General features: G+C 29.5%; 28 protein-coding genes. 19 read left to right on the forward strand and 9 right to left on the reverse strand.

All coding sequences use genetic code 11. The features are described from left to right. Positions 1-300: 300 nt before the first annotated feature. Positions 301-753, reverse strand: coding sequence for a ferritin-like domain-containing protein (locus C661_RS0114630; RefSeq protein WP_017416089.1), 453 nt, complete (start codon positions 751-753; stop codon positions 301-303). Positions 754-1,286: 533 nt separating this feature from the next. On the opposite strand from C661_RS0114630, the gene C661_RS0114635 reads away from it, so the two are divergent. After that, positions 1,287-2,315: an amidase domain-containing protein gene (locus tag C661_RS0114635; protein WP_242826005.1), complete on the forward strand. Its 1,029-nt coding sequence runs from the start codon at positions 1,287-1,289 to the stop codon at positions 2,313-2,315. A 124-nt stretch (positions 2,316-2,439) separates the two neighbouring features. Continuing rightward, complete coding sequence (locus C661_RS0114640; RefSeq protein ID WP_017416091.1) at positions 2,440-2,637, forward strand: hypothetical protein; 198 nt, start codon at positions 2,440-2,442, stop codon at positions 2,635-2,637. Between the two features lie 324 nt (positions 2,638-2,961). Here C661_RS0114640 and C661_RS22840 read toward each other — a convergent pair whose 3' ends face one another. Then, positions 2,962-3,801: a pyridoxamine 5'-phosphate oxidase family protein gene (locus tag C661_RS22840; RefSeq protein WP_017416092.1), complete on the reverse strand. Its 840-nt coding sequence runs from the start codon at positions 3,799-3,801 to the stop codon at positions 2,962-2,964. A 282-nt stretch (positions 3,802-4,083) separates the two neighbouring features. Here C661_RS22840 and C661_RS0114650 point away from each other — a divergent pair, with 282 nt between their 5' ends. The 6 genes from C661_RS0114650 to C661_RS0114675 all read left to right on the forward strand — a co-directional run bounded on the left by C661_RS0114650 (position 4,084) and on the right by C661_RS0114675 (position 8,113). Beyond that, positions 4,084-4,572, forward strand: a complete 489-nt coding sequence (locus tag C661_RS0114650; RefSeq protein ID WP_017416093.1) for a MogA/MoaB family molybdenum cofactor biosynthesis protein — start codon at positions 4,084-4,086, stop codon at positions 4,570-4,572. A gap of 15 nt (positions 4,573-4,587) precedes the next feature. Then, positions 4,588-5,541 carry a GTP 3',8-cyclase MoaA gene (gene moaA / locus C661_RS0114655; RefSeq protein WP_017416094.1) on the forward strand — a complete coding sequence of 318 codons (954 nt, stop codon included), beginning with the start codon at positions 4,588-4,590 and terminating at the stop codon, positions 5,539-5,541. Between the two features lie 5 nt (positions 5,542-5,546). After that, complete coding sequence (gene moaC, locus C661_RS0114660) at positions 5,547-6,020, forward strand: cyclic pyranopterin monophosphate synthase MoaC (RefSeq protein WP_017416095.1); 474 nt, start codon at positions 5,547-5,549, stop codon at positions 6,018-6,020. A gap of 3 nt (positions 6,021-6,023) precedes the next feature. Further along, entirely contained in the window at positions 6,024-6,455 is a 432-nt protein-coding gene (locus C661_RS0114665) for an MOSC domain-containing protein (RefSeq protein ID WP_017416096.1), read from the forward strand. Between the two features lie 289 nt (positions 6,456-6,744). Next, a complete protein-coding gene (locus tag C661_RS0114670; protein WP_017416097.1) occupies positions 6,745-7,170 on the forward strand; it encodes an NfeD family protein in 426 nt (141 codons plus the stop codon). A 1-nt stretch (position 7,171) separates the two neighbouring features. Continuing rightward, complete coding sequence (locus C661_RS0114675) at positions 7,172-8,113, forward strand: SPFH domain-containing protein (protein WP_017416098.1); 942 nt, start codon at positions 7,172-7,174, stop codon at positions 8,111-8,113. An 85-nt stretch (positions 8,114-8,198) separates the two neighbouring features. Here C661_RS0114675 and C661_RS0114680 read toward each other — a convergent pair whose 3' ends face one another. Both C661_RS0114680 and C661_RS0114685 read right to left on the reverse strand, forming a co-directional pair. Continuing rightward, positions 8,199-9,179 carry a P1 family peptidase gene (locus C661_RS0114680; RefSeq protein WP_026051070.1) on the reverse strand — a complete coding sequence of 327 codons (981 nt, stop codon included), beginning with the start codon at positions 9,177-9,179 and terminating at the stop codon, positions 8,199-8,201. 90 nt (positions 9,180-9,269) lie between these two features. After that, positions 9,270-9,863: an ECF transporter S component gene (locus C661_RS0114685; protein WP_017416100.1), complete on the reverse strand. Its 594-nt coding sequence runs from the start codon at positions 9,861-9,863 to the stop codon at positions 9,270-9,272. A gap of 284 nt (positions 9,864-10,147) precedes the next feature. On the opposite strand from C661_RS0114685, the gene C661_RS0114690 reads away from it, so the two are divergent. Beyond that, the gene (locus C661_RS0114690; protein ID WP_017416101.1) at positions 10,148-10,624 is read left to right on the forward strand and encodes a hypothetical protein; all 477 of its coding nucleotides are present in this window, start codon (positions 10,148-10,150) and stop codon (positions 10,622-10,624) included. Positions 10,625-10,699: 75 nt separating this feature from the next. Here C661_RS0114690 and asnB read toward each other — a convergent pair whose 3' ends face one another. Continuing rightward, positions 10,700-12,589 (reverse strand): asparagine synthase (glutamine-hydrolyzing), encoded by a 1,890-nt coding sequence (asnB, locus tag C661_RS0114695; protein ID WP_017416102.1) that lies wholly within the window; start codon positions 12,587-12,589, stop codon positions 10,700-10,702. 337 nt (positions 12,590-12,926) lie between these two features. Here asnB and C661_RS0114700 point away from each other — a divergent pair, with 337 nt between their 5' ends. The 4 genes from C661_RS0114700 (at position 12,927) to iadA (ending at position 16,787) form a co-directional block, all read left to right on the forward strand. Next, complete coding sequence (locus C661_RS0114700) at positions 12,927-13,487, forward strand: MEDS domain-containing protein (RefSeq protein WP_017416103.1); 561 nt, start codon at positions 12,927-12,929, stop codon at positions 13,485-13,487. Between the two features lie 88 nt (positions 13,488-13,575). Further along, positions 13,576-14,277 (forward strand): peptidylprolyl isomerase, encoded by a 702-nt coding sequence (locus tag C661_RS0114705; protein WP_017416104.1) that lies wholly within the window; start codon positions 13,576-13,578, stop codon positions 14,275-14,277. A 318-nt stretch (positions 14,278-14,595) separates the two neighbouring features. Then, complete coding sequence (locus C661_RS0114710; protein WP_017416105.1) at positions 14,596-15,456, forward strand: hypothetical protein; 861 nt, start codon at positions 14,596-14,598, stop codon at positions 15,454-15,456. 158 nt (positions 15,457-15,614) lie between these two features. Continuing rightward, on the forward strand, positions 15,615-16,787 hold the full coding sequence (gene iadA, locus C661_RS0114715) for a beta-aspartyl-peptidase (protein ID WP_017416106.1): 1,173 nt from the start codon (positions 15,615-15,617) through the stop codon (positions 16,785-16,787). A gap of 43 nt (positions 16,788-16,830) precedes the next feature. Here iadA and C661_RS0114720 read toward each other — a convergent pair whose 3' ends face one another. Then, positions 16,831-17,037, reverse strand: a complete 207-nt coding sequence (locus tag C661_RS0114720) for a DUF378 domain-containing protein (protein WP_017416107.1) — start codon at positions 17,035-17,037, stop codon at positions 16,831-16,833. Positions 17,038-17,245: 208 nt separating this feature from the next. Between C661_RS0114720 and purB the strand changes: the two genes are divergently transcribed. Together purB and C661_RS0114730 are read left to right on the forward strand one after the other, a co-directional pair. Then, a complete protein-coding gene (gene purB / locus C661_RS0114725) occupies positions 17,246-18,676 on the forward strand; it encodes an adenylosuccinate lyase (RefSeq protein WP_017416108.1) in 1,431 nt (476 codons plus the stop codon). A 577-nt stretch (positions 18,677-19,253) separates the two neighbouring features. After that, positions 19,254-20,285: a tyrosine recombinase XerC gene (locus C661_RS0114730; RefSeq protein WP_017416109.1), complete on the forward strand. Its 1,032-nt coding sequence runs from the start codon at positions 19,254-19,256 to the stop codon at positions 20,283-20,285. A 113-nt stretch (positions 20,286-20,398) separates the two neighbouring features. On the opposite strand, the gene C661_RS0114735 is transcribed toward C661_RS0114730, so the two are convergent. Then, positions 20,399-20,830 (reverse strand): hypothetical protein, encoded by a 432-nt coding sequence (locus tag C661_RS0114735; protein WP_017416110.1) that lies wholly within the window; start codon positions 20,828-20,830, stop codon positions 20,399-20,401. Between the two features lie 87 nt (positions 20,831-20,917). Beyond that, positions 20,918-21,415, reverse strand: a complete 498-nt coding sequence (locus C661_RS0114740; protein ID WP_017416111.1) for a TspO/MBR family protein — start codon at positions 21,413-21,415, stop codon at positions 20,918-20,920. Positions 21,416-21,578: 163 nt separating this feature from the next. Here C661_RS0114740 and C661_RS0114745 point away from each other — a divergent pair, with 163 nt between their 5' ends. Together C661_RS0114745 and C661_RS0114750 are read left to right on the forward strand one after the other, a co-directional pair. Continuing rightward, positions 21,579-22,070, forward strand: a complete 492-nt coding sequence (locus tag C661_RS0114745) for a YajQ family cyclic di-GMP-binding protein (RefSeq protein ID WP_017416112.1) — start codon at positions 21,579-21,581, stop codon at positions 22,068-22,070. Positions 22,071-22,294: 224 nt separating this feature from the next. Beyond that, positions 22,295-22,540, forward strand: coding sequence for an AbrB/MazE/SpoVT family DNA-binding domain-containing protein (locus tag C661_RS0114750; RefSeq protein ID WP_017416113.1), 246 nt, complete (start codon positions 22,295-22,297; stop codon positions 22,538-22,540). Positions 22,541-22,702: 162 nt separating this feature from the next. Here C661_RS0114750 and C661_RS23200 read toward each other — a convergent pair whose 3' ends face one another. After that, a complete protein-coding gene (locus C661_RS23200) occupies positions 22,703-23,161 on the reverse strand; it encodes a redoxin domain-containing protein (RefSeq protein ID WP_100218818.1) in 459 nt (152 codons plus the stop codon). Positions 23,162-23,329: 168 nt separating this feature from the next. Here C661_RS23200 and C661_RS22060 point away from each other — a divergent pair, with 168 nt between their 5' ends. Then, positions 23,330-23,776: a MarR family winged helix-turn-helix transcriptional regulator gene (locus C661_RS22060; protein ID WP_017416115.1), complete on the forward strand. Its 447-nt coding sequence runs from the start codon at positions 23,330-23,332 to the stop codon at positions 23,774-23,776. Positions 23,777-23,806: 30 nt separating this feature from the next. Next, positions 23,807-25,105, forward strand: a complete 1,299-nt coding sequence (locus C661_RS0114765) for an MFS transporter (RefSeq protein WP_017416116.1) — start codon at positions 23,807-23,809, stop codon at positions 25,103-25,105. The last annotated feature ends 6 nt before the right edge of the window (positions 25,106-25,111 follow it).

The following is a 25,111-nucleotide window of genomic DNA, read 5'->3' on the forward strand; positions in this document are numbered from 1 at the left end:
CCAAATACTTATGGAATTATTGATGGAAATAAGTTTTATGTTAAAACTCTTGATGGCAAAATTTACTTGGAAATGAACTTATAATTATCTTATAATAAAAATAGAATGTCTAAAGTTAGACATTCTATTTTTATTATATTATTGAAAAGTCAGTATTATATAAGTTGCAATATTGCTTTTACATTGTAAGATAAATTTAGGCAACTTATAAAAGGAAATGCAAAATAAAATAGGACATATTTTGCAGTATTTCTATTGTATTCTATATCTTATTTAGATATGAAATAATAATTTTAATACTTAATCCTCATTTAGCATACTAAATACATAAGTAAATCTAGTTGCATGTTCTTGTTCATCAGTAATAATTTCAAAAAGCATATCTCTTAAACCAATATTGGGTAACATAGATTGGATTTTTCTATACAATTCAACAGCCCCTAGTTCTCCATTTATACTGGTTTCTACAGCATCAATTAATTCATCATACTCTTCAACTTCTGGAATCGGAATATCAATTTGTTTTCCAGTCAATTGATAGAAGATGTATTGAAACATCTTATAATGTTTACCTTCATCTTCATAAGCAAAGTTTATTTGTTCTTTAATTTTCTCTTTTTTTGTCATATCCATCATCATTTTGTATTTTGCTCTATCATGTCTTTCATCTTTCATTGCCTCTATTAGTAGGTCAATTAAGTTTTTTGAGCAATTCATGTCATCATTTAAATCTCTGTAACTTTGTTGATACACAGGATTTCCTCCTAAAAAAATTGCTTTTGCCTGTAAAGCCTTACACTATAGATTATGATATATTCTTTGTTTTGTTACTTCTCCAAGATTAAAACTACTAATATGTTACTCTTTTACTGAAAGAATGTTTCATATCTCTTTGTTTTAAAAATACATTTATATAGAAAAAATCTAAAAAATTAATATTTGTATTAATATCATTAAATTACCAAGTATTATTCATTAAATAATACTGATAAAAAGTATCTTTTTGAAGCATACTTTTACTACATGTAAAATTACATAAGTGAAAATAATATGACTCAATGATGCATTCCTCTAGTGATTCTTAATATTTGATAATTATATTTTTATTTTCTCAGCTAATTAATAAGTTCTGTATATATGATATATAGAATCTAAATTGATCTTACAGAGTATTCTTCTCGTGTAAAGGAGTGTTATTTATGGTTTTTGATGCAAATAAAAATTTCACGCTAAAAGATTTTAAAGTATTTTCTGTAATTATATCTGCAATAATTATCAGTCTTCTTATGTCTACAAATATATTTGCAATTGACGAAGCATCAAAAGATGAGGTCACTAAAGCAGTAAATGACATATTTGAAAAAAGAAATAAAGCTATACTAAATAGTGACGCAGAAATAATTGACTCCATTTATGATACCAAAACTAAATATGGCATCTGGGCAATGGAACATGAAATGAAGAAGATGAAATACTTGCATAACTGGGAAGGCAAACAGGGAGTAAAGTTCATTGATATTATACCAACAGTAGTAATTAGATCCATAAAAGGTTCTGATGGTAAGTATTCTGTTAATTTAATTTGTTCTACAGAATATAAATATGCCTATGAAAATAACTCTGAAAACATTAACAGTTCTAGGATAGGAACTTATCATATACTAAATTTAAATAATAAAGAAGGTGAGTGGGTAATTACCAAAGAATGGTATAAAGATCCTTTTGCTGATTCTCTAGATTTAGATAATATAAAAACAGATACAATGAAGGAATTTATACTTAGCCAAAGCTCTAGAGACTTTTCCACATTAAAAGAAAGACGAGTTGAAGCAGTAGAGTATGCCAAAAAGTATTGTGGTGCTGCATCAGAAGAACAATATGGCTTTAAATACAATAAAGCTTATAGGGATTATAATCCTCAAGGAGGGGACTGTGCTAACTTTGCTTCTCAAATTTTATTTGAAGGTGGTAAATTTAGAAAAAACGGTGCTTGGAACTATGATAAAAGTGGTGCTACTAGAGCATGGTTAAATGCTGATGGCTTCAAGAATTATATGGTGAATAGTGGAAGAGCCTCTGTAATAGCTTACGGCAATTACGAAAAGGTTTTTAAATCTTCCTATAAGCTTGAGCCAGGGGATTTTGTGGCCTATGAAAAAAAGGGTGATATTACTCACATATCTATGGTTACGGGGGCAGACTCCAACGGCTATTCTCTAGTTAGCTGCCATAATACGGATAGGTCTAACGTACCCTGGGACCTTGGATGGAGTGATAAAAAAATAAAATTTTGGCTTGTGAGAGTTCACTTTTAATTGTAATATCAATAACTGTTATATATCTGAAGTAGCTTTTAAATTAAATATTTTACAATAAACTATTTATTATACTTTATGTTATAGTTATTTATTAAAATTCTAATATGAGGGAGGTTGCAATATGAATAACTCACCAAGTAGAGAACAATTAATGATGGTGGCAATTCAGTGTCCTGGCTATGATTCATTATGTAGTAACGTTATTAATACTGTAGGTGCTGAAAATTCTATGAGTTGTGAAAATTGTTATCACTGGAAAAATCATAAATGTAATATAAATCTATTTGACCCTGTTTTAACAAGTATAGATCAGGAGTAATATAGGATTTCATTCTTCTATAAAATTTATTAACGAGTATCTATATTAGGAAGTTCAAAAACCTATGTTAATTTAACTGTAATAATCAACAAAGTATTCTATGAAAATTACATAGAATACTTTGTTAATATACTATAAATATAACTGCACAACATTGTAATTATAAGAAGAGTAATATCTACCAATAACTTTCTATACAACTTATCAATTATTTAAATCTATCTCCCTCTAACAGTACTTCTTAATATATACTATGACTTAGAACTTATATTGTTATAAAAATTCGCGATAATAATATAGAATAATAAGTTTTTAATAACTACCCTAGAAATAGTAAATCTGATTGATGTCATATCCCAACTTTTTAAAATCACTATTTAAAAATTCAACCTTTTTTATTTTAATTTTTATAACATTTAATAGGGTTGATAATGTCCATTTATTAATATTTTTCATTTTTAATACTTCATCATAAATTTCACTTTTAGGGGAAATTATATATGCTACTCCAGATATCTGCATTCCTTTTAACTCATTAAAGTTTGTATAGCTATCATAAATAGATAAAGAGATTTTATTATTTTGAAGTAAATTAAAAAATTTAATTCCTCCCTCAGAGTAAATATAAATATAATTATCCTTATAAATATACTCTATAGGGGTTGAACGACTATTCTCTGAATTTGAAGTTGATAGATTAGCCACAGATCTTTTGCTTAAAAAATCTTCTATTTGCTCTTTTAAACTTCCTTCCTCTATTTGTAATACATATTTCTCTGACAATGTTTTAACTTCCAAACCATATTTATATAATTCACTTAACTTTTGAGGAATCCTTCTATAATCAACTAAATTATCTGAAACCACTTTCTCTATACTAGATTTAATCCAGCTGAAACTCTCCAAGTTTTTTTCGAAAGTAAACACTAATAGCTTTTTCCTTTTAAAGATTTCCCTATATCTATTTATTAAATTCAAAAACTCTACATTCTTTTGTTCGTAATCCATGTCTAGATAAATTATAAAAATATTAAAACTTTCATATTCCTCATTAAAGTCTTGAACAGAAACATATTTACTTGGGCCAAGTATTAATGAAAGCTTTTCTATATATTCTACAGTGTTATATTCCTCACTGTTATATAAAATTAAAGTTTTGATCATGAAATATCTCCTCACTTTATCTTAGATATTTATAAAAGTAACATATTTTACCATTATATTCATTAGAAAATTTAATACTCATTATTACAGTTTCTAACAATTATCATCACAGCTTGTACTTTTTATTATTATTAGTTATTAAATACATAAGTATTTAACCATTTTTTGTCATTTATCATAGAAACTTTCCTATAGATATATTTACATTAAATGGTAAAATTTAAATATGACAAGCCTTGTTTAACCTATGTAACACCTGATTTTGATAAGGAGTGTGCAAATATGATAAAAAGTGCAATATTAACTATAAGTGATAAGGGAGCTGCAGGGAGAAGAGAGGATCTAACAGGTTTCGCCATTAAGGCAGCACTACCGACAAGGGATTATACCGTAAGCTATTATAAAGTAATACCTGATGAGATAGATATCATTGAGAAAGAGTTGCTATACTTATGTGATGAAGCTAGAGTAAGCCTTATACTTACTAATGGAGGAACAGGGCTTTCAAAAAGAGATGTTACTCCTGAAGCTACTGAAAGAGTACTGACTAAGAAGATACCTGGTATTGCAGAAGCAATGAGAGCTCACTCCTTAGAGATAACGCCTAAAGCTATGCTCTCAAGGGCAGTATCTGGTATAAGAAATGAAACTCTAATAATTAACCTTCCTGGAAGCCCTAAAGGTGCTGTAGAAAATCTTCAAGCTATAATTCCAGCTTTAAAGCATGGATTACAAATTTTAAATGGAACAGCATTTGAATGTGCAACTTAGAAAAGAGGGATAGAAATGTTTGATAGGGAAGGAAGAAATATAGATTATATTAGAGTATCTATCACTGAAAAATGTAATTTAAGGTGTATTTATTGTATGCCTCAAAATATATGTAACAAAAAAGAAGATATTTGCCTTCAATCTGAAGATATAAATAGAATATTAAAAGCAGCATCTATACTTGGAATTCAAAAGGTAAGATTTACAGGTGGCGAACCATTAGTTGTAGATAATATAGAAAAGATTATCTTCAATACTTCAAAGATAATTAATATTAAGGATATTTCAATAACAACAAATGGCGTTCTTTTAGGTGATATGGTTACATCCTTAAAACAATGTGGACTAAACAGGGTTAACATAAGTTTGGACACACTGAAAAAAGATAAGTTTAAAGCAATAACTAAATATGGTGAACTATCTAAAGTAGAAGATGCAATAAACAAGTGTTTATCTCTTAATTTAGAACTAAAATTAAATACTGTTCTAATTAGAGGTATAAATGATGATGAGATTACAGACTTAATTAATCTTACTAAGGAATTACCCCTTACGATAAGATTTATAGAATTAATGCCTATTGGTGAAGGTGAGAGATTTTACAAAAATGGCTTGATAACCTCTGAAGAAATTTTAAATACCCATTCCGAGCTTTTTCCTACCGGTACATTAGATAAAGGAATCGCAAAACTTTATAAATTACCAAATGCAAAAGGTAAGGTTGGGTTTATTAGCCCCATAAGTTGCAAATTCTGTAATAACTGCAATAAAGTTAGACTGACAAGCAATGGCATAATTAAACCTTGCCTTCACTCTGAAAAGGAATTAGACTTAACTCCACACTTAGATAATGACTTAGCTCTTGTTTCAGCACTCAGAGAGAGCATATACCATAAACCTAAAGAACACAATTTATTAGAACAACCTGAAAATACCAGTAAAAAGTTAATGTATCAAATCGGGGGGTAATTTCTATGGAACTAACACATATAAATATACAGGGAAGAGCCAAAATGGTTAATGTAGAAGAAAAGGCTATAACCATCCGAAGGGCAATTGGCTACTCTGAAGTTGTAATGAAAAAATCTACTTTGGATCGTATAAGTCAAGGCTTAATAGTTAAAGGTGATGTACTTTCAGTTGCTCAAGTTGCTGGAATTATAGCTTGTAAAAACACCTCGTCTATTATACCTATGTGCCATCCACTTATGATTACAGGATGTGATATAAACTTTAAACTTGATTTTGAAAGTTCTAAGGTTTGTATAACCTCCACTGTAAGCACAGAAGGGAAAACAGGTGTTGAAATGGAAGCCTTAACTGCAGTAAGTGTTGCAGCCTTAACTATTTATGATATGTGTAAGGCTATTGATAAAGAAATATCTATAAACAATACAATTCTTTTGAAGAAAACAGGTGGAAAGTCAGGAACTTATGAGAGGAGTTAAAATATGGGAGTGGTATTATCAATTAATATTAGCAAAAGTAAGGGAACAATAAAAACTCCAATTAATGAGGGATTGTTTTTAGAAAACCTCGGTCTAGATAATGATGCGCATAATGGACCCTGGCATAGACAAGTATCTCTTCTAGGTATAGAGAGCATAAGCAAGATGAAGCACCTAGGTATTGACTGCACTACTTATGGATTGTTTGCAGAGAACATAACAACGGAAGGAGTAATTCTTTATAAACTTTCAGTAGGAACTAAACTTAATATTGGAGAAACTATATTAGAGGTGACACAAATCGGAAAGGAGTGTCATAAGGGGTGTCAAATTAAAAATCTTGTAGGCAATTGTATCATGCCTCATGAAGGTATTTTTACAAGGGTTATACAAGGGGGTACAATTAAAATAGGAGACACTATAAAAATCCTTTAATTTTTTTAAAATATTATTAGTGAAATTTGGAGAGGTTAAAGTTTAGTTATTTTTATACAAAATTTAAGATATAAGGCTATGGAAGTTTTTTTAAAGAACAATCATAGTCTTTATTTTTATTATTTCAATCTAAATCCTAAACTTTATATTAACAATATTTATTTTCCTAATATTTACTAGTAGTTAATATTTTAATTTGTTATAATAATATTATAACTATTTAATAAACTTAATGATAATGATGCATATACTTTATTATTATATAAATTAAAATTGTGGGGTGATAAATATGGGATTAAACTGGATATGGTTTGCACTAGTACTATTCGTTTTACTAGTAGACTTTTTAACAAGCAATTTTACTTATTCTTGGCTGGCATTAGGTTTTATACCTGCATTCTTTTTAGGATTCTTTGTAGGCTTTGAAATTCAAGTAGTAGTTGCATTAGTAATCGGTGTACTTGCATTAATTTACGGGCTTAAGGTTTCTAAAAAATATATTAAAACCAATATAAGCCAAGAAAAACTCCTAATGGGAAAATATGAAGGGAAAGAATTTGTAGCTCAGGAACAAATAGAAAAAGAAACCAGAATTAAAATTAATGAAGTATTTTGGGCTGTGAAAAACATAGGAGAAAAAATTAACAAAGGAGATACTTTTAAAGTACTAGAAGTAAAAGATAATAAATTAATTGTAAGAAAGGGAGATGAATAATATGGCACCATTTATTGGTTTGTTAGTAGTATTAGCTCTTGTACTAATACTAATCATTGCATCAGTGAAAGTAGTAAATACAGGTTATGTGTATGTTTTAGAAAGGTTTGGTCAATTTTACAAGGTTTTAGAGCCTGGTTGGCACTTAACAATTCCGTTTGCTGACTTTGTTAGAAAAAGAGTGTCAATGAAGCAACAAATATTAGATATTCCACCTCAAAATGTTATTACAAAAGATAACGTTAAAATTTCAGTGGATAATGTAATATTTTATCAAGTATTAAGTGCGAAAGATGCAGTATATAATATTGAAAACTATGTTTCTGGTATTATGTATTCTACAGTTACTAATATGAGAAATATTTTAGGAGATATGAGCTTAGACGAGGTTTTAGCTGGAAGAGATAGAATAAACTCAAAGCTTTTAGAGATTGTAGATAATGTTACTGATGCTTATGGCATAAAAATATTATCTGTAGAGATTAAAAATATAGTGCCACCTGCTGAAATTCAAGATGCTATGGAAAAACAAATGAAAGCAGAAAGAAGTAAAAGAGCTGCAATCCTTAATGCTGAAGGGGAAAGACAGAGTTCTATTGAAAGAGCAGAAGGGGAAAAACAGTCGAAAATTCTTCAGGCTGAAGCAGAAAAGGAAGCTAATATTAGACGTGCTGAAGGACTTAGAGAATCTCAACTTCTTGAAGCAGAAGGTAAAGCTAAAGCAATTGATATAATTGCTCAAGCGGAGGCTCTTGCTATTGATAAAGTTAATAGAGCTATAATTGAGTCAGGCACAAATGAAGCAGTGATTGCCTTAAAGCAAGTTGAAGCTTTAAAAGAATTATCTAAAAATCCAGCAAATAAATTAATACTTCCAGTAGACACTTTATCTTCTTTAGGAAGTATATCAGCTATTGCTGAAACTCTAAAAATGAATAAATAAAAAAAAGGAGTCAGGTTTAATCTGGCTCCTTTTTTTTACTTTTAATCAGTTGTAACACTTATATTGATAAAAAGAAATTATAAGCTTATTTTCCTTGCATCTGAGCCAAATCTTTATAACTTATATATCCATCAGCACTTTCACAATTCTTAATAGCATTTATTATAGCTTGCTCCATTGCCCTAGTAGCTAGAAAGCCGACAACATTTACATCTCCCTGGACTTTATTTGTTGCCATAGTAAATATGGTATCACCATCAAACATAGTATGAGCTGGTCTTATAGTTCTACCAAACCCATTATGGGCCATGGAGGCTACCTTATTCGCCTCACCTTTAGTCAGTTTTGCATTTGTAGCAATTATTCCAATGGTAGTGTTTCCACTAAACCTATTTATTTTTTTATCATATTCTTTTAGCATTAATTCCTCAGTATTTAAAAACTTAGATTTTTCCTCATTTAATGCCCCAGCTATGATTATGTTGTTTTCTGGATCAATAATATCACCTAATGCGTTTACTGCTACAATTGCACCCACTTGTAAATCACCAACCTGAAAGGCTGCTGATCCTAATCCTCCCTTCATTGCATTATTAGGACCTAGAATTTTCCCAACTGTTGCACCATATCCTGCACCTACATTGCCTTGCAAATCTAATGTTGTAGTTTCTGAATTAATACAAGCTTTATAACCCATTGTTTTATCAGGTCTGATTTTATGATTTCCTATAGCTAAATCGAAAATTACTGCTCCACATACAATAGGTACCTTTGTAACTCCAACATCAAAACCTATACCTTTTCCTTCAAGATAATCCATAACACCGCCCGCAGCATCAAGGCCAAAAGCACTTCCTCCTGATAAAATCACTCCATGGATATACTGTACCATCTCCATAGGATTCAATAAGTCTGTTTCTCTAGTGCCTGGTGCACCACCTCTTACTGCTACACCTCCTGAGGCTCCTTCCTCACATAGCACAACAGTACATCCTGTGACACCGTCAATATCCTCAGCATGACCAATTTTAATCCCTGAAATATCTACAAATTGAATATCTATCATTAAACTCACCTCAAAAACAAAATTAATTTTATGCATAATATAAAACTCCTAGTTAAGACAATAAATTTTCTTAACTAGGAGAGAGATTTTTTATTTAAGTATTTTTCTTAAAGCACCTACTACAGGTATTGTAATTAGTGCTGAGATGGCTGCTTCGGCAACACCGTTAGTTCCTGCTGTTGTTAGAAATGTTATTCCTACAGCAGTCTTAGATATGCCCATAACCTCTGCTAGCTTATTTCCATAAAGTAAATAGGATATGCCCAAAACCCCTATAGTATTAATAAAAGAACCCATTATAGATGCAATTCCTATTCTTATATTGGCTGCCTTAATTTTTACCAACTTATAGATATAATAGCTCCCTATACCAATTAATATTCTTGGTAGAATAGCTATTATTGGATTCATGAATAAAAAAGCAGTAAGAGTTGGATTAGAAAAAGCTCTAATCATACTGAAAATACCAAAGATTAAACCTACCAATGCACCGACCACTGGTCCTTCTAAAACCGCACCAATAATAACAGGAATATGCATTATTGTTGCACTCATAAAAGGAAGTTGGATAAATCCTAGTGGAGTCATCCCTAAAATCATGGAAATAGCTGACAGCATACCTACAATAGCAAGCTGCTTAGTGCTTAGCTTAGCACTACGAGTTGTTGATACATTACTTTGCATAATAAAATCCTCCCATTCTTATTCCCCCAAGGGATATAATTCGGGTCTAACTTAATTATTAGACGAGTTCAGTTCCAAAAGGATACCGACAATGTTATTTTATCACTTTACATAAAAAAATCAATAGAACACATATTCCATTTTATTCTATTAGAAAATTATTAAAGGTTAATTTCATATATTTTCCCATATATGAAGTTAAAGTAAACTTTTTATGATATAATTGATTTCAATAAGTTATTTAAGAATCATATTACTAAAAAATCATTTTTAGCGAGGTTATTATGAAGAATTTACCTATTGATATGGAGTTATTATCAGAATTAATTTCTGAGGATACTAGGGGAGAGGGAGAATGTTATCTCGATACTAATTCTGGAGAACTTAGTTATATACCACTTAACGTGTTAGAAGCTCTTGAAGATAACTCGAAGTTAATCAATCTTGAAGACTGGGAAAAAGACCTGATTAATGAGGCGATAAACATACTTAGCCCTAATAAACAACAATACTTACATATTCCAATTGTAGAAGAAGATTTTACTATATCTGTAATGAAGGAGTATACTTTTTCATTAACAGACAATATGTTAAGGGACAAACTTCTTAATTCCCTTAAAGATGCAAATTATAGCCATAAGTTTAATTCTATCCTTCTAAGAGAGGGTGATATTGATAACTTCTACGACTTCAAAGATTACAGATATTATGAATATATCCAAAGATGGCTTTTAAAAAATGGAATTAAAAACATAGAATAATAAAAGAACTCTCCCTATAATAAAAGGTCCTTTTTAAAGGGTACACTTTAATGTTATAGGAAGAGTTTTTTATTTCTATTGTTTATCTATTGCAATTTCCTTTTGCTCTAGAAAGGGACTTTGGTTCTCAATAAAAATTTTATGCCAAATTAGGAATACAAGAATTGTCCATATCTTTCTACTTAAATCGAAAGGACCTTTTCTATGGTCTTCTAAAAGTTTAAGTGCAGTTGCCTTGTTTATAAATTCATCTGCATTACTTTCTTTTATTATGTTTTCTGCCCAACTATAAAGTTCATCTTTTAGCCACAGACGAATAGGCACAGGATATCCCAGTTTTTTTCTATCCATCGCAGTTAAATCCAGTTCTGATTTAAAGGATTCCCTTAAAAGATACTTTGTTACATGACCATTTATTTTTTCTTCAGAAGTTAATTTAGAAGCAACTCTGAATACTTCCTTATCAAGGAAGGGTACTCTTAATTCTAAAGAGTGTGCCATTGTCATTCTATCAGCCTTAACTAAAATGTCTCCGGTAAGCCAAGTATTAAAGTCCACATATTGCATTTGAGTTATTGGATCATAACTTGAAGCTTTATCATAAATGTCCTTAACTGCTCTTGGAATAGTAAAGTCAGAACTGAAATTCTTTAAAACAGATTGTTTTTCATTATCTAAGAAGATTTTGGCATTTCCTACGTATCTTTCTTTCATAGGAGTACAACCTCTTTCAATAAAGCTTTTACCTCTAGTTCCTTCTGGAATTAAAGATGCTCCCGATTTTAAAATCTTCTTAACCATTGAAGGCATATAGTTAAACATTTTTAGGGAATTAGGTTCATGATATATTGTATACCCTCCAAAAACTTCATCGGCACCTTCACCAGATAATATTACCGTAACATGCTTAGCTGCTTCCTGCGCAATAAAGTAAAGTGGTATAGCTGCTGGGTCTGCAACAGGCTCATCCATATGCCATATTATTTTAGGTAACTCGTTAGCAAACTCCTCATGAGTTATTATTCTGCTAATATTTTCTACCCCTAACTTATCAGCAGTTTCCTTAGCTAGATCTATTTCTGTGTAACCTGATCTATCAAATCCTATGGTAAAAGTTTTAATATTAGGATCATACTTCTTAGCAAGAGCTGTAACTACAGTTGAATCGATACCACCTGAAAGAAAAGCAGCTACTGGTACTTCAGATTGCATGTGCAATCTAACAGAGTCATCAAGAACTTTCCTAATTTCCTCCATTCTTTCGTCTTTTGATCCTGGTGTAGGATTAAATTTTATTGAATAGTAACAATTGATATCATGATTCTTTCCATATTCTTTTCTAATGGTATGACCTGGCTTTAATATTTTTATATCCTTTAACATTGTCTTTGGTTCAGGAACAAATTGGAATGTTAAATAATTATGTAGAGCCTCGTTATCTATTTCCCTATAGGTAGTATCTTCATTTGAATGAAAACTTTTTAATTCTGATGCTACATATAATCCGCTTTCATTTTCTACATAATAAAAAGGCTTAATCCCAAAAGGATCTCTAGCTCCAAAAAATACTTTATTTAATTTATCCCAAATTATAAAAGAAAACATTCCTCTAAGCTTCTCAACAAACTTCTCACCGAAGTGCTTATATAGTTTTGCTAAAACTTCAACTTCTGAATTTGTAGAAAACTCATAGCCCTCTTTTATTAGTTCCTCTCTTAAATAAATGTAGTTATAGATCTCTCCATTAAATACTATTTCTAATTCATCATTGTAAGAGTATGGTTGTTGTCCATTTGCTAAGTCCAATATACTTAATCTTCTAAATCCAAGATAAATCTTGTCGTCCATATATTCACCATCTTGGTTAGGTCCTCTATGAACAATAGTTTTTCTCATTTGTCTTAAAGACTCTTTACTTTTTTCCTCTATAGTTGAGTTACTAAAAAAAGTTACAAATCCACACATAGTCTTTCCTCCTTAGTGGCATTGGTTAATCCAAATACACATAAAAAATTTTATAACAATATAAGGATAATCGTCAATATTAATAAGCCACTATTTGTATTTTTGTCCTTTAATTTTAAAATATTCTACCACACAGTATAACATATTTCATCATAAAAAGTTATGATTCTAATTATATTTTAAATATAAAAATAAATTTGGAATACTTGCTGTCAAAATACCATATAAATTAGATAAAAAGAAAAAAAGGTAATTAAAGGTAATTTATGGAAAATGTAGAATAATACCATGGTACTAAATTCCAATTATTTACATAATTACTGAGAGGAGAATAGTTATGGATACAAAATTAGGAAAACACATTTCTTTTTATTATTACGGCGAGGATCATATGGTAATTAATTTGTATAAATATATTAAAGATTCAATTATTAATAATAATTTCGTATTTTTATTTATAGAAGATGATGTTTATCAGTTAGTCTTAGATAGTCTATCTGAAACAGAAAAATATATGGTAGGAAAGATAGATATGGAAAAAGTAATAATGAACAATAATAAAAATACTAGTGAATTTATTTGTAAATGCTTAAACAATTATAAATCCCAAAAACTAGAGCAAGGGTTCAGTAATACAAAATTCATATTTGATGCGAAAAAAATAATACATGGGACTTCCATAAATTTATTCAAAGCCTTTGCAAACTATTGTTTTGATGCTGTTGAAAGAGAGAGAATAGATATACTAACACTATATGATTTTGGCGAGTATATGTTAAAAGGCAAATATATAAATGATGAAGTTATTAAGGTTTCTTATTTAGAACATACACATAGAATGTTTGCTAATGATATTTTACCAATAAGAGAATTTGAAAATCAACGTTGCTTAGCTTAATACTTATAATCATAATAAATTATTGTTAAGTAAGTTAAATTTTGATAATATAGGTAATAATATTAGTATAGCAAAAGGAGTGATAAGCTTGAATAGCAAAAAAATACTTAAATTACCTATATTGGTTTGTGTTTTATTGAGTTTCTTTTTAGTTGCATGTTCTTCCCCAGTGAAAGAAAATAATTCAACTACCAATGAGAAACCTTCTGAAAATCAACCTTCTAAGGTGGAGACTTCTTCACCTACAGAAAAGGGTCCTAATGATAAAAATCCTGTAGCTACCATTGAAATGGAAAGTGGAAAGATTATAAAAGTTGAATTATTCCCTGATGTAGCCCCTAACACAGTTAGAAACTTTATTTCTTTATCTAACAAAGGTTTTTATAATGGATTAACTTTCCATAGAGTTATACCTGGTTTCATGATACAAGGAGGCGATCCAAAAGGAAATGGTACAGGTGGTCCCGATTATAACATTTTTGGTGAGTTTTCTAGCAACGGATTTAATAATCTCTTAAAGCACACAAGAGGAGTTATATCCATGGCTCGCTCAGGTAATAATAATAACTCAGCTGGCTCTCAGTTTTTCATAATGCATGAAGATGACTCTCGCTTAGATGGTGAATATGCAGCTTTTGGCAATGTAATTGAAGGCATGGACACTGTAGATGAAATAGCTAATGTTAAAACCGGTGCTAATAATAAGCCTATAGAACCAGTTAAGATTAAATCCATCACTGTTGAAACCTTTGGTGTTAGTTATAAAGATGTGGAGAAATATGACAAGTAATCACGGATTACTTCCTCTTTTTGAATAGATTAATAACAATGACTTATAAGAAAAACTCAGCTTTTCTGTAAGTCATTTTTTTAATAACAAACCATTCAATATAATAAAAGTTATATTGAATGGTTTTTATTTTAGAAAATATTGATAAAAACTTTAATTTATGGTACCATATATGTATACTCAACGTATACATACAATTATATCGCTATTTTACTAACGTTTACATCTTGTATACTTGATTGCAAGCTTGTAACCATTTATATTTAGCATAGTTTAATATATAATTCAAATAAATTAACCATATAAGGAGTAGAGATAATGGATTCAATATTTAGTGTAAGAATTAGCGAAGAATTAAAAGAAAAGTTTATGGATATAGCACAGAAACAAGGTATAAACAATAAGGAGCTCATGGAGCAAATTATAAAATCTTATGAATTGGAGAATGTGAAAAATGATGCAGTTGAATTAAAAAGCCATATTGAAGAGCTACAAAGCATAAGTAGTAGAATTGTAGATATTTACATCAGTATGATTGAAGGTAATAAAATAAAAACCTTGGAGCTAACCAATACCTTAAAGGTAAAAATAGCTGAAGAACAAGAAAAAACAAATAAGATCTCTTCACAAAATGAAAACTTACATTTAAAACTTAAGGAAGCAGCTAAAGTTAATGATGAATTAAAAATAGACCTTAAAGAGTATTCAACTAAAATATCTTCCCTAGAAGTCAACTTGAAGGAGTTTAAAGATTTAAATCAAATGTTAAGAGAAAAGAATCATGACTTAACTAATGAGTTGAACTTATTTAAGGAGTATGAAGAAAAAAACTCTGTTTTAGAAAAAGAGTTGAAAACCCTTCTTAAGGAGAATGATGAATTAAGTAAGAGTAATGATAAACTTACAAGTGAAAATAATCATTTAAATAAAGAGCTTACTTTTATGAAAGAAAGTTATGAGATTAAAATAAAGAATTTAGAAGAAAACTATAAGACCACTTTGATTCAAAAAGAGGAAGTAACAAAAATAAATCACTCTACAGAGATTTTACATATGAATCAAAGTTTTAATGACAAAATTTTAGCACTTCAGAATCAGTATGAAGAAAGAGTTACACGTTTAATCAAGGAAAAAGATGAAGAGATGCAAAGAATGAAAAGTATTTTACTTAAGGAATAATAAACTCTATATCACTAAGCTACTAAAGTTTTATTAATATTATTCATTAACAATAATGTAACTTCAGGTTTTAAATATTTTATAATTAGTAATTAAAGTTATAAATAGGGCAATAATACTATTGGATGTGTAATGTTTATGGTGAAAGGGGAAGAATAATGCTAAAACTTATTAAGAACGGTACTTTATATAACCCAGATTATAAAGGGAAATGTGATATATTAGTTTGTGGAGATAAAATAGGATATATCGAAAAGGAAATTGACTGTTCAGGTTTTAATTTTGAAATTGAAATTATTGATGCAAAAAATAAATTAGTATTTCCAGGATTTATTGATTCACATGTTCATATTCTAGGTGGCGGGGGAGAAGGAAGTTTCAAAACCAGAACTCCTGAGATAACGCTGACCACTGCAACCACATGTGGAGTTACTACTATAGTTGGCTGTTTAGGAACTGATAGTGTGACTCGAGATATGAAATCTCTTATCGCAAAGGCAAAAGCTTTAAAAGAAGAAGGATTATCCTGTTACCTTTATACAGGCTCCTATGAAATTCCTGTAAAAACTTTAATGAGCATTAGAGAGGATATTATTTTGATTGACGAAATTGTTGGAGTGGGAGAAGTAGCTATTTCTGATCACCGTTCTTCAGCACCTACAGTTACTGAGGTAGCTAAAATAGCTGCTGATGCGAGGGTAGCGGGAATGCTCTCTGGAAAAGCTGGTATAGTTAATGTTCATATTGGTGATGGTAAAGAACAACTTCATATGTTAAGTGAAGTATCAGAAACCACAGAAATTCCTATTACTCAATTTGTCCCCACCCATATAAATAGAAATAAATCTCTGTTTGAAGAGGGGATTAAATATGCTAAAAAAGGTGGGTTAGTTGACTTCACCACTAGTACTACAACACAATTTTTAGAAGAGGGAGAAGTTAAATGTAGTAAAGGACTAAAAATAATGCTTGAAAACGGTGTTAAGGAAGATAATATTACATTTACCTCTGACGGACAGGGAAGCCTACCAGCCTTTGATAGCAATGGAAAATTTTCTAAACTTCAAATAGGCACCTCACAATCTCTTTATAAGGAGGTTGTTGATGCTATTAAGCTAGAAAACATTCCTATTCAAACTGCTCTAAAAGTTATAACTTCAAATCCTGCTGATAATCTAAAGCTTAGCAATAAGGGCAAAGTAGAAGAGGGTAGAGATGCGGATATTGTAATTGTAGATAAAGAAACCTTAGAAGTTGAAACAGTATTAGCTAAAGGTAAAATAATGGTTCGTAATAAGGAAGTTGTAGTAAAAGGCACCTTTGAAAAATAATTAAACTAGCAGGGATTCCTCCTTGCTAGTTTAATTTTGGTAGTTATTTTTTCTTTAGACAGTATAAGAATCTTATTAGATTTACTCCAGCTAGTCCAACTAGTATATATACCATTCTTGTTAATAAAGGCATAAAATTAAATAGGAAATGAACTAAATTAAAATTGAATAATCCAATTAGCCCCCAGTTTATTGCCCCAATAATCACTAAGAGAAAAGATAATTTGTCTAATAAACTAACTTTGTACATATATGTTTCACCCCTTAAATAAAATAAAAAATAAATATATTTGGTCTAATATATATATATGAATTAGGTGATTATAATAGTACATAAACAGTAGCTAGGAATTTCTGTTTTTTTATTTTTAACGAATGTAAGTCATGTATTTATAATAAAAGTATGTTATAATAGTGAATGATCAATCTTAAAATTTTATTTTTGTACGGAGGTTATTATGAGAAATACATACAATTCACCTTTAAACACTAGGTATGCATCAAAAGAAATGAGTTACATATTCTCTGATGAAATGAAATTTAAAACTTGGAGAAAACTATGGGTAGCTTTAGCAGAAGGAGAAAAGGAACTCGGTTTAAATATTACTGATAACCAAATAAAAGAACTGAGAGACAATATTGAAAATATTGACTTTGAACTAGCAGAAGCAAAAGAAAAAGAAGTTAGGCATGATGTAATGAGTCATGTACATACTTATGGAGTTGTTGCTCCATCTGCAAAGGGAATAATCCATTTAGGTGCTACTAGCTGTTATGTAGGTGATAACACTGACCTTATAATCATGAGAGAAGGATTATATTTAATTAGAAAAAAAATACTAAATATTTTAAGTCAGTTAGCAGACTTTGCTATAAAGTATAAAGACTTACCTACCTTAGGTTTTACTCATTTTCAGCCAGCACAGTTAACTACAGTAGGAAAAAGAGCTAGTTTGTGGATTCAAGAACTTTTAATGGATATTGAAAATCTTGAATTTACAATAGATACTATGAAGTTTAGAGGCGTTAAGGGTACTACTGGTACTCAAGCTAGCTTTATGACTTTATTCAATGATGATGAAGAGAAAGTTAAGGAGCTAGATAAGATAGTTTGTAAAAAAATGGGATTTAAAGCTTCATATCCTGTAACTGGTCAAACTTATTCAAGAAAACTAGATTCCATTATTTTAAATACACTATCTGAAATAGCTCAAAGTGCTTATAAATTCAGTAATGATATGAGACTTCTTCAAAGTATGAAGGAAATGGAGGAACCATTTGAGAAAAATCAAATAGGATCTTCCGCTATGGCTTACAAAAGAAACCCTATGAGAAGCGAAAGAATCAGTGCCTTATCAAGATATATTATTGTTAACTCTCTAAATCCAGCTATTACTGCGGCTACTCAATGGTTTGAAAGAACTTTAGACGATTCTGCAAATAAACGTATCTCCGTAGCTGAAGCTTTCTTAGCTTTAGATGGAGTGCTAAATTTATATTTAAACATTACTTCTAACATGGTGGTATATCCTAAAGTTATTGAAGCTCATGTTAAAAATGAACTACCATTTATGGCTACTGAAAATATATTAATGGAAGCTGTAAAACGTGGTGGAGATAGACAAGATTTACATGAAAGAATAAGATTGCATTCTATGGAAGCGGCAAAGAAAGTAAAAGAACTTGGTGAAAGTAATGATTTAATAGAAAGAATAATTGCTGATGAATCTTTTAAAATGAATAAAGAAGAAATCATGGCTGTTATTGATCCTAATAAGTTTGTTGGAAGAGCACCATCACAGGTTGTGGATCTTATAGATGAGTTTGTAAATCCATTACTAAGTAAAAATAAAGAAGCTTTAGGTGAAAAAGCTGAAATAAACGTATAAAATAATATTATTTAAACTCTACCCAAATATAACAAAGTTTATAATAGGGTAGAGTTTTTTATATTAATCACCAATGGCATACATATTTAATTAGTTATTAATTGTGTTATAAATCAAAATAAGTCCATATCTTAAATTTATCTAGTAAATTGAGATAGAAGCTTTTGTATATTTATATTTCTTTAATTTGTAAATAATGATTATAGAATGAAAGGCTATATTTTTAGAAAAATACATGAGTTAGTACACATATAGTTGAAAAGAATATGTTTGAAATAAAAGATAAATCTGTGTATTAACAGCTATCATAATGCCAAGGTTATGAGTTATTCAAGGTTGTTAATGTAATAAGCTTTCATGTTACTAAACACGAGAATACAACAATAATGGCGTCATTACAGCAATTGATAAATGTATATGAATTATGAAAAGAGTAAAAATCAATTTCAATAAAATAATTTTTGTGTCATCAAAGAAATTAATATAATTTTAAGAAGGATTTTGACCCCCTCTCGTCGAATAATAATGTCGTCAAATGCAAGTTTCACGACATTAGCTTATTTTTAGGAGGTACTACATGAATAAGAAAATCAATAAAAAGATTTCTTCTACTAGATCTATGAATTATCAAATTTACACTAAAGCTCTACCAACTTTCGTTAAGGATTATTTGAATTACTTAACTACAGTTAAGAACGTTTCTATTAACACTATAAATGCTTATTGTGCAGATTTAAGTTTATTTCTAAGATTTTTATGTCTTCATAAAAATCTTGTTGTGTTAACTGATTCTATGGATTTTAACCATATTCCTATTGAAAATCTAACTATTGATATTTTAAGTAATCTACAGCTTACAGATTTTTATAGCTACCTCTCCTATATTGAAAATGTTAGGAACAACGGCAATTACGCAAAAGCTCGTAAAGTAGCTTCACTTAAATCTTTATTTAATTACTTAACTACAAAGGCTAAGGTGTTACCCATTGATCCAACACAAGATTTAGAGTCTCCAAAGCTTGGTAAACGAAGCCCAATTTATCTTACCTTAGATGAAAGCAAAGATTTACTCAATGCAGCTAAAAATAGAGATAAGCACTCAGAAAGAGACTTTTGTATTATTACTTTGTTTCTAAATTGTGGGCTTAGATTATCTGAACTTTGTAGCATCGATATATCTAAAATTAAGGGAGATACCATATCTATTTTAGGTAAAGGTAATAAAGAACGTACAATTTATTTAAATAAAGCTTCAATTAAGGCAATTTATAGATACTTACCTATCCGAAATGAGATTCAGGATAAAGTGTTTTTTGAGGATAAAGATGCATTATTTATCAGTGGTAAATATAGACGAATTAATAAGAGAACCGTTGAAAGAATTGTTAAGAAATACGTTGGCTTAGCTGGCCTTGATAAGGATAAATATACTCCTCATAAATTAAGACACACTTCAGCTACTCTAATGCATAAGCATGGTGGAGTTGATATTAGAAGTCTTCAAGAAATTCTTGGCCATGAAAATATTGCTACTACCCAAATATACACTCATGTAGATAATGAAAGACTGCGAAAAGCAATAAAATCAAACCCTTTAAATGAGGAATAATTAATTTTTCCCTAATTTAGTTTATCTATTATATGGCTCCATATATTTATGGCCCCATATAATTTGAGTTACAAAAAAAAAGGTGAGTCCCCTCACCTTTTAATCAAATCAAATTATTTTAATTTATTTGGATTTATAACTATTAATCCAGGATACTTTTCAAGTCCAAGTTCATTCAAATTATCTGTATCGTCTAATAGGTTCTTTACCTCTTCTAAATCATCAATATACTGCCAGTTATTTTCATCATCTAGAGCATCAATGTATTCTTCTTCGGAGTCCACTAGCAATTCCTCAAAGGTATCATCTTCCATATTATCAAAATCGCTAAAATCTTCAAGGTTAACATTAACATCTAGCTTAGCATCCGTCGCACCATCTGCCTGTTCAAATACTTCATCAATTTTAATCGCTTTTACATCATAACCTTCTAGCTGCAAACACTTACCACAATTGTCACAAACTTTATTTTTATTTAATTCGCAAGTATCACATTCCCCGCAATTGTTACAACTCTTAGTGTTGTGAAAAATGCACATTTCCATAATATCACTACCTTCTTTTTAAAGTATGATTAAAACACAATACTCTATATTGTAACAAATTAAAATATGCATTTCAAGTATGATTCCCTATTTGTTTAATATATAAATGCTATAATTTAGTATTAGTGCAAAGCAACACCAAAAACCATATGGAATTAGTAATAAACCTGCTATCTTGTCTTTTTTATAAAATAAAACTATAGTAATGAAAACAAATATAATCAATAATATTAAGTCTAGGAGAGCTAAGAATATATTGCCTATATAGAAAAAAATAATAGACCAAGCTAAATTAAGAATTAGCTGTATTGAAAATACTATAATTTCTTTCCTTATATTCTCCCCTAGCTTACCAAGCATTAATATTCTATAGAGCGATATACCCATAAGAATATATAAAATGGTCCAAACTACCCCGAAAACCCAAGCTGGTGGTGAAAAAAATGGTTTTTGGAGCCCCTGATAGATAATTGCAGATCCACGGGTTAAATTTCCTACAATATAAGCTAATCCACAAGTTAAAATTATACTTAGTAGTAGAAGAAAGTAATCTTTTTTACCATCAACCTCTAACACTTTTAACATGAATGTCCCCCTAAAATATTTTATTTTACACTTAATTTTATGCATTAACCTTTTTATTTATAACATATCAAGATTTATATGTATAAATCTAGACAATAATATATTTATGAATTATTATATATGATATAAAATATTACTAATAATTACATAAGGAGGAATTATTATGGCAAGTTCATATTCTTTTGATGTTGTATCAGAAATTAATATGCAAGAAGTCGATAATGCTATTAATCAAACTTTAAAAGAGGTAAAACAAAGATATGATTTTAAAGGAACTAAAACTGAAATTGAGTTAGGGAAGGATGAAATAAAAATTCTTTCTGACGATGAGTATAAATTAAATTCAGTTGTTGATGTATTAAAAACTAAGTTTATAAAAAGAGGAATTTCTTCAAGAGCACTTGATTTAGGAAAAATTGAAGAAGCTTCTTTGGGAACAGCTAGAGCAACAGCTAAGCTTGTTAAGGGAATTGCTACTGAAAAAGCAAAAAAAATGGTTGCTGATCTTAAGGCTAGCAAGATTAAAGTGCAAGCGCAAATTATGGATAATCAATTAAGAGTATCTGGTAAGGATAAAGATGATTTACAAGCTGCTATTCAATTATTAAAGTCAAATGACTACGGAATCGATTTACAATTCACTAATTACAGATAAGTTTCAAAAGAGAAGAGTTTTTATTCTTCTCTTTATTATTTACATAATAATATTGTGCTAGTTTTTGCTCAGCTAAATTTAATATGTATATTTTTAATTGAATTGGTTAATTTAATAATGTATATAAAATATTACAAATTTTAGGGTTTTATACAGTTCCTATAAAATTGATATACCTAAAAATACTTTAAATTTTATTAATAACTTATACTAGGAGGAGCATTATGAAATCAACAGGGATAGTAAGAAAAGTAGATGAATTAGGAAGAATAGTAATTCCTATAGAGTTAAGAAGAACCTTAGATATCGAAATAAAAGATGCTTTAGAAATATACGTTGACAGAGATCAGATAATCTTAAAAAAATACGAGCCTGCTTGTATATTTTGTGGTAATGCAAGGGATGTTAAAAACTTTAAAGGGAAGAACATATGTCAAGAATGTCTTCATTCATTATCCAACCCAGAATAATACATAACAAACTCTATATTTAAATAATAAAGTGAAGATTTATAAATAATCTTCACTTTATTATTTCCTTATAAATTAGTATATTAATTAAGTGCCCTACTCACTTTATTATAATATTAAGCACTAATTGAATTTACCTCACACAAAGTTAGGTAAATGTCTTTATTGCTTTATTTTTTCAATAATTTCACTTATATCTGGAAGGTTTCCAATATCATATATTTTCACATGTTTAATCCGCAAATTTTCATCTATGAGTATATTTGCCCTTTCACTAATTCCATCAGCACTTCTAAAAACACCATAATCTGTAGAAACTTTCCCATGAGGCCAAAAATCTGCTAATAGTTGAATATTTTTGAGCTGTAGATGGTTATACCAGGCTGCTTGAGTATATTGAGAATCAACACTGACCCCAAAGATTAGTGTGTTACTTTCTGTAAAAATACTAAAATGCTCATCCAGAGCCTTTAACTGATTTTCTCACACTGGAGTAAATGCAACTGGATAAAAGGATAGCAAAATTTGTTTTCCCTTTAATTCTTCTAAGCTAACTTGCTCTCCTTTATTATTACTGAGTACAAATTTTGGGGCTAAATCCCCTACTTTCAATTCATTCATATATAACTCTCCTTTTATAAATATTTACATTAAAGTTTTCACATTTATAAAGCTTATTATTCAGTAACAGTTTTAGAATATTTACCGCTAATGATGGATTTGACTTAATTTTCAAACAGGTGTATAATAATTCGAGAATCGAAATATTATTAAAATAGGAGTGTTTATATGGGGCTTTATTATGATGACCAAGTTGAGCAACTTGAGTTTTTACTTAGAAAGGTATGTTTTAATATACGAAAAAGAGGAAGAGTTATATTAGAAGACTATGATATTACCCCTGCTCAATTTGATGCCTTACAATTAATTATAAAAAATAAAGAAATAACTATCAGTGAAATAAGTAATTATTTAGAGCAAGCACCTAGTACTATTACTGATTTAATTGATAGAATGGAAAAAAACCTATTAGTTAAAAGAATTAAGGATCAAAAGGATAGAAGAATTGTAAGAGTTATCCCCTTAGAAAAGGGTCATAAAATATTAGAAAATGTTCTAGTTGAAAGATGTAAATTCATTGATAATTCTTTAAAAGAAGTATGTAGTGTAAATAAAGAAAACTTTAAGGAATATTTAACTATACTTTACAATGCATCTATGGAGGAGGAAAAGTAATTCCTACATCATTTATTTAGGGGGATGTTTATGATTTTCAATGGACCAAACACAAGGTTTCGACGTTTGCTTAATGTGATTAGAAGATTTAATAAAAAACGAAATCATAATTTAGAACAAAATAATATTTATTACTATACACTAAATGGAATATTATTTACCATTGTTAATGAACTATATAAAACTTTTGCTACTAAGTTTATTTTTAGATTAGGTGGTACAGAATCTCACGTTGCATTATATAATGCACTTCCAGGCTTTGTAGCAGTTCTCGCAACAATCCCTGGTCTAATATTAATTAGTAAAATTCAAAATAAAAAGCAAAGCATGAGTAGAACATTTTATTTTAGTAGAATATTTTTACTTTTATTTGCCATAGTTCCCTTTCTACCCAGTAGTATCAAGCCGTTGACTTTTGTTATTTTAATTAGCTTGATGAATTTTCCTGAATCAGTGTCAGTTACTTCGCTTCAGAGCTATGTTGGTGATATATTCTCTCAGGACACAATTCCTGTTGCTATTACAACAAGAAGTAAATATTCAACTATAGCTCAAATTATATTTACGTTTATCATTGGACAAACCCTGGGCTTAATGTCAAATATTTTCTCAGAAGGCACAGTAATCATAGTATATCAACTTTTCTTTATTTTAGCCTTTCTAGTAGGATTGGCTGAAATAAATACATTTAAGAAGCTAACAGAAATAACTGAAACCATTCAAAATAAAATTGAGTTTAAAAAAGTATTTAAAGAAATTAAATCTACAAAACCCTTTATTAACTTTTTGATTTGTTCAGTAATATTCCATTTTGGTTGGCAAATGGGCTGGCCAATGTTTAGTATATATCAGATTAAATACTTAGGAGCCAACGAAACCTGGCTTACTATTATTAATATAGCATCTGCAGTAGTAATGATTTATAGCTATGGTTACTGGAGAAAGATTATCCAAAAAAGAGGAAATGCATTTGCCATGGCCGTTGCAACCTTGGGTATGGCTCTTACTCCAATTCTTTATGTAATTTCCAATAACCTGATTACTATGACAATTGTTTCAACTATTACAGGATTTTTTACTCCTGGAACAGTAACTGTACTCTTAAATTCACTTTTAGAAGTTTCTCCAAGTAAAAATAGAGCTGTGTTTATTGGATTTCATACAACTATAGTGAGTATAAGCTTGTGTATTGCCCCTTTAGTTGGTGATGTAATTTTAAGTAATACTAATATAAAATACACTTTAGTTGTAGTTGCAATTTTAAGACTTATAGGAAGCATTGCTTTCTTTATAAGAAATAGATATTTTAAATATAACATAGCTAATTAAAAAAGA

This window comes from Clostridium tunisiense TJ (assembly GCF_000300195.1).
Taxonomy (GTDB): Bacteria; Bacillota; Clostridia; order Clostridiales; family Clostridiaceae; genus Clostridium_J; species Clostridium_J tunisiense.

Coding starts and splice junctions, on each gene's coding strand:
- C661_RS0114765 (WP_017416116.1), top strand. CDS start 23,807: ATGATTTTCAATGGACCAAACACAAGGTTTCGACGTTTGCTTAATGTG.
- C661_RS0114745 (WP_017416112.1), top strand. CDS start 21,579: ATGGCAAGTTCATATTCTTTTGATGTTGTATCAGAAATTAATATGCAA.
- C661_RS0114635 (WP_242826005.1), top strand. CDS start 1,287: ATGTCTACAAATATATTTGCAATTGACGAAGCATCAAAAGATGAGGTC.
- C661_RS0114665 (WP_017416096.1), top strand. CDS start 6,024: ATGGGAGTGGTATTATCAATTAATATTAGCAAAAGTAAGGGAACAATA.
- iadA (WP_017416106.1), top strand. CDS start 15,615: ATGCTAAAACTTATTAAGAACGGTACTTTATATAACCCAGATTATAAA.
- C661_RS0114680 (WP_026051070.1), bottom strand. CDS start 9,179: ATGATAGATATTCAATTTGTAGATATTTCAGGGATTAAAATTGGTCAT.
- C661_RS0114685 (WP_017416100.1), bottom strand. CDS start 9,863: ATGCAAAGTAATGTATCAACAACTCGTAGTGCTAAGCTAAGCACTAAG.
- purB (WP_017416108.1), top strand. CDS start 17,246: ATGAGAAATACATACAATTCACCTTTAAACACTAGGTATGCATCAAAA.
- moaC (WP_017416095.1), top strand. CDS start 5,547: ATGGAACTAACACATATAAATATACAGGGAAGAGCCAAAATGGTTAAT.
- C661_RS0114700 (WP_017416103.1), top strand. CDS start 12,927: ATGGATACAAAATTAGGAAAACACATTTCTTTTTATTATTACGGCGAG.
- C661_RS0114650 (WP_017416093.1), top strand. CDS start 4,084: ATGATAAAAAGTGCAATATTAACTATAAGTGATAAGGGAGCTGCAGGG.
- C661_RS0114710 (WP_017416105.1), top strand. CDS start 14,596: ATGGATTCAATATTTAGTGTAAGAATTAGCGAAGAATTAAAAGAAAAG.
- C661_RS22840 (WP_017416092.1), bottom strand. CDS start 3,801: ATGATCAAAACTTTAATTTTATATAACAGTGAGGAATATAACACTGTA.
- C661_RS0114640 (WP_017416091.1), top strand. CDS start 2,440: ATGAATAACTCACCAAGTAGAGAACAATTAATGATGGTGGCAATTCAG.
- C661_RS22060 (WP_017416115.1), top strand. CDS start 23,330: ATGGGGCTTTATTATGATGACCAAGTTGAGCAACTTGAGTTTTTACTT.
- C661_RS0114690 (WP_017416101.1), top strand. CDS start 10,148: ATGAAGAATTTACCTATTGATATGGAGTTATTATCAGAATTAATTTCT.
- C661_RS0114730 (WP_017416109.1), top strand. CDS start 19,254: ATGAATAAGAAAATCAATAAAAAGATTTCTTCTACTAGATCTATGAAT.
- C661_RS0114670 (WP_017416097.1), top strand. CDS start 6,745: ATGGGATTAAACTGGATATGGTTTGCACTAGTACTATTCGTTTTACTA.
- moaA (WP_017416094.1), top strand. CDS start 4,588: ATGTTTGATAGGGAAGGAAGAAATATAGATTATATTAGAGTATCTATC.
- C661_RS0114720 (WP_017416107.1), bottom strand. CDS start 17,037: ATGTACAAAGTTAGTTTATTAGACAAATTATCTTTTCTCTTAGTGATT.
- asnB (WP_017416102.1), bottom strand. CDS start 12,589: ATGTGTGGATTTGTAACTTTTTTTAGTAACTCAACTATAGAGGAAAAA.
- C661_RS0114735 (WP_017416110.1), bottom strand. CDS start 20,830: ATGGAAATGTGCATTTTTCACAACACTAAGAGTTGTAACAATTGCGGG.
- C661_RS0114740 (WP_017416111.1), bottom strand. CDS start 21,415: ATGTTAAAAGTGTTAGAGGTTGATGGTAAAAAAGATTACTTTCTTCTA.
- C661_RS0114675 (WP_017416098.1), top strand. CDS start 7,172: ATGGCACCATTTATTGGTTTGTTAGTAGTATTAGCTCTTGTACTAATA.
- C661_RS0114750 (WP_017416113.1), top strand. CDS start 22,295: ATGAAATCAACAGGGATAGTAAGAAAAGTAGATGAATTAGGAAGAATA.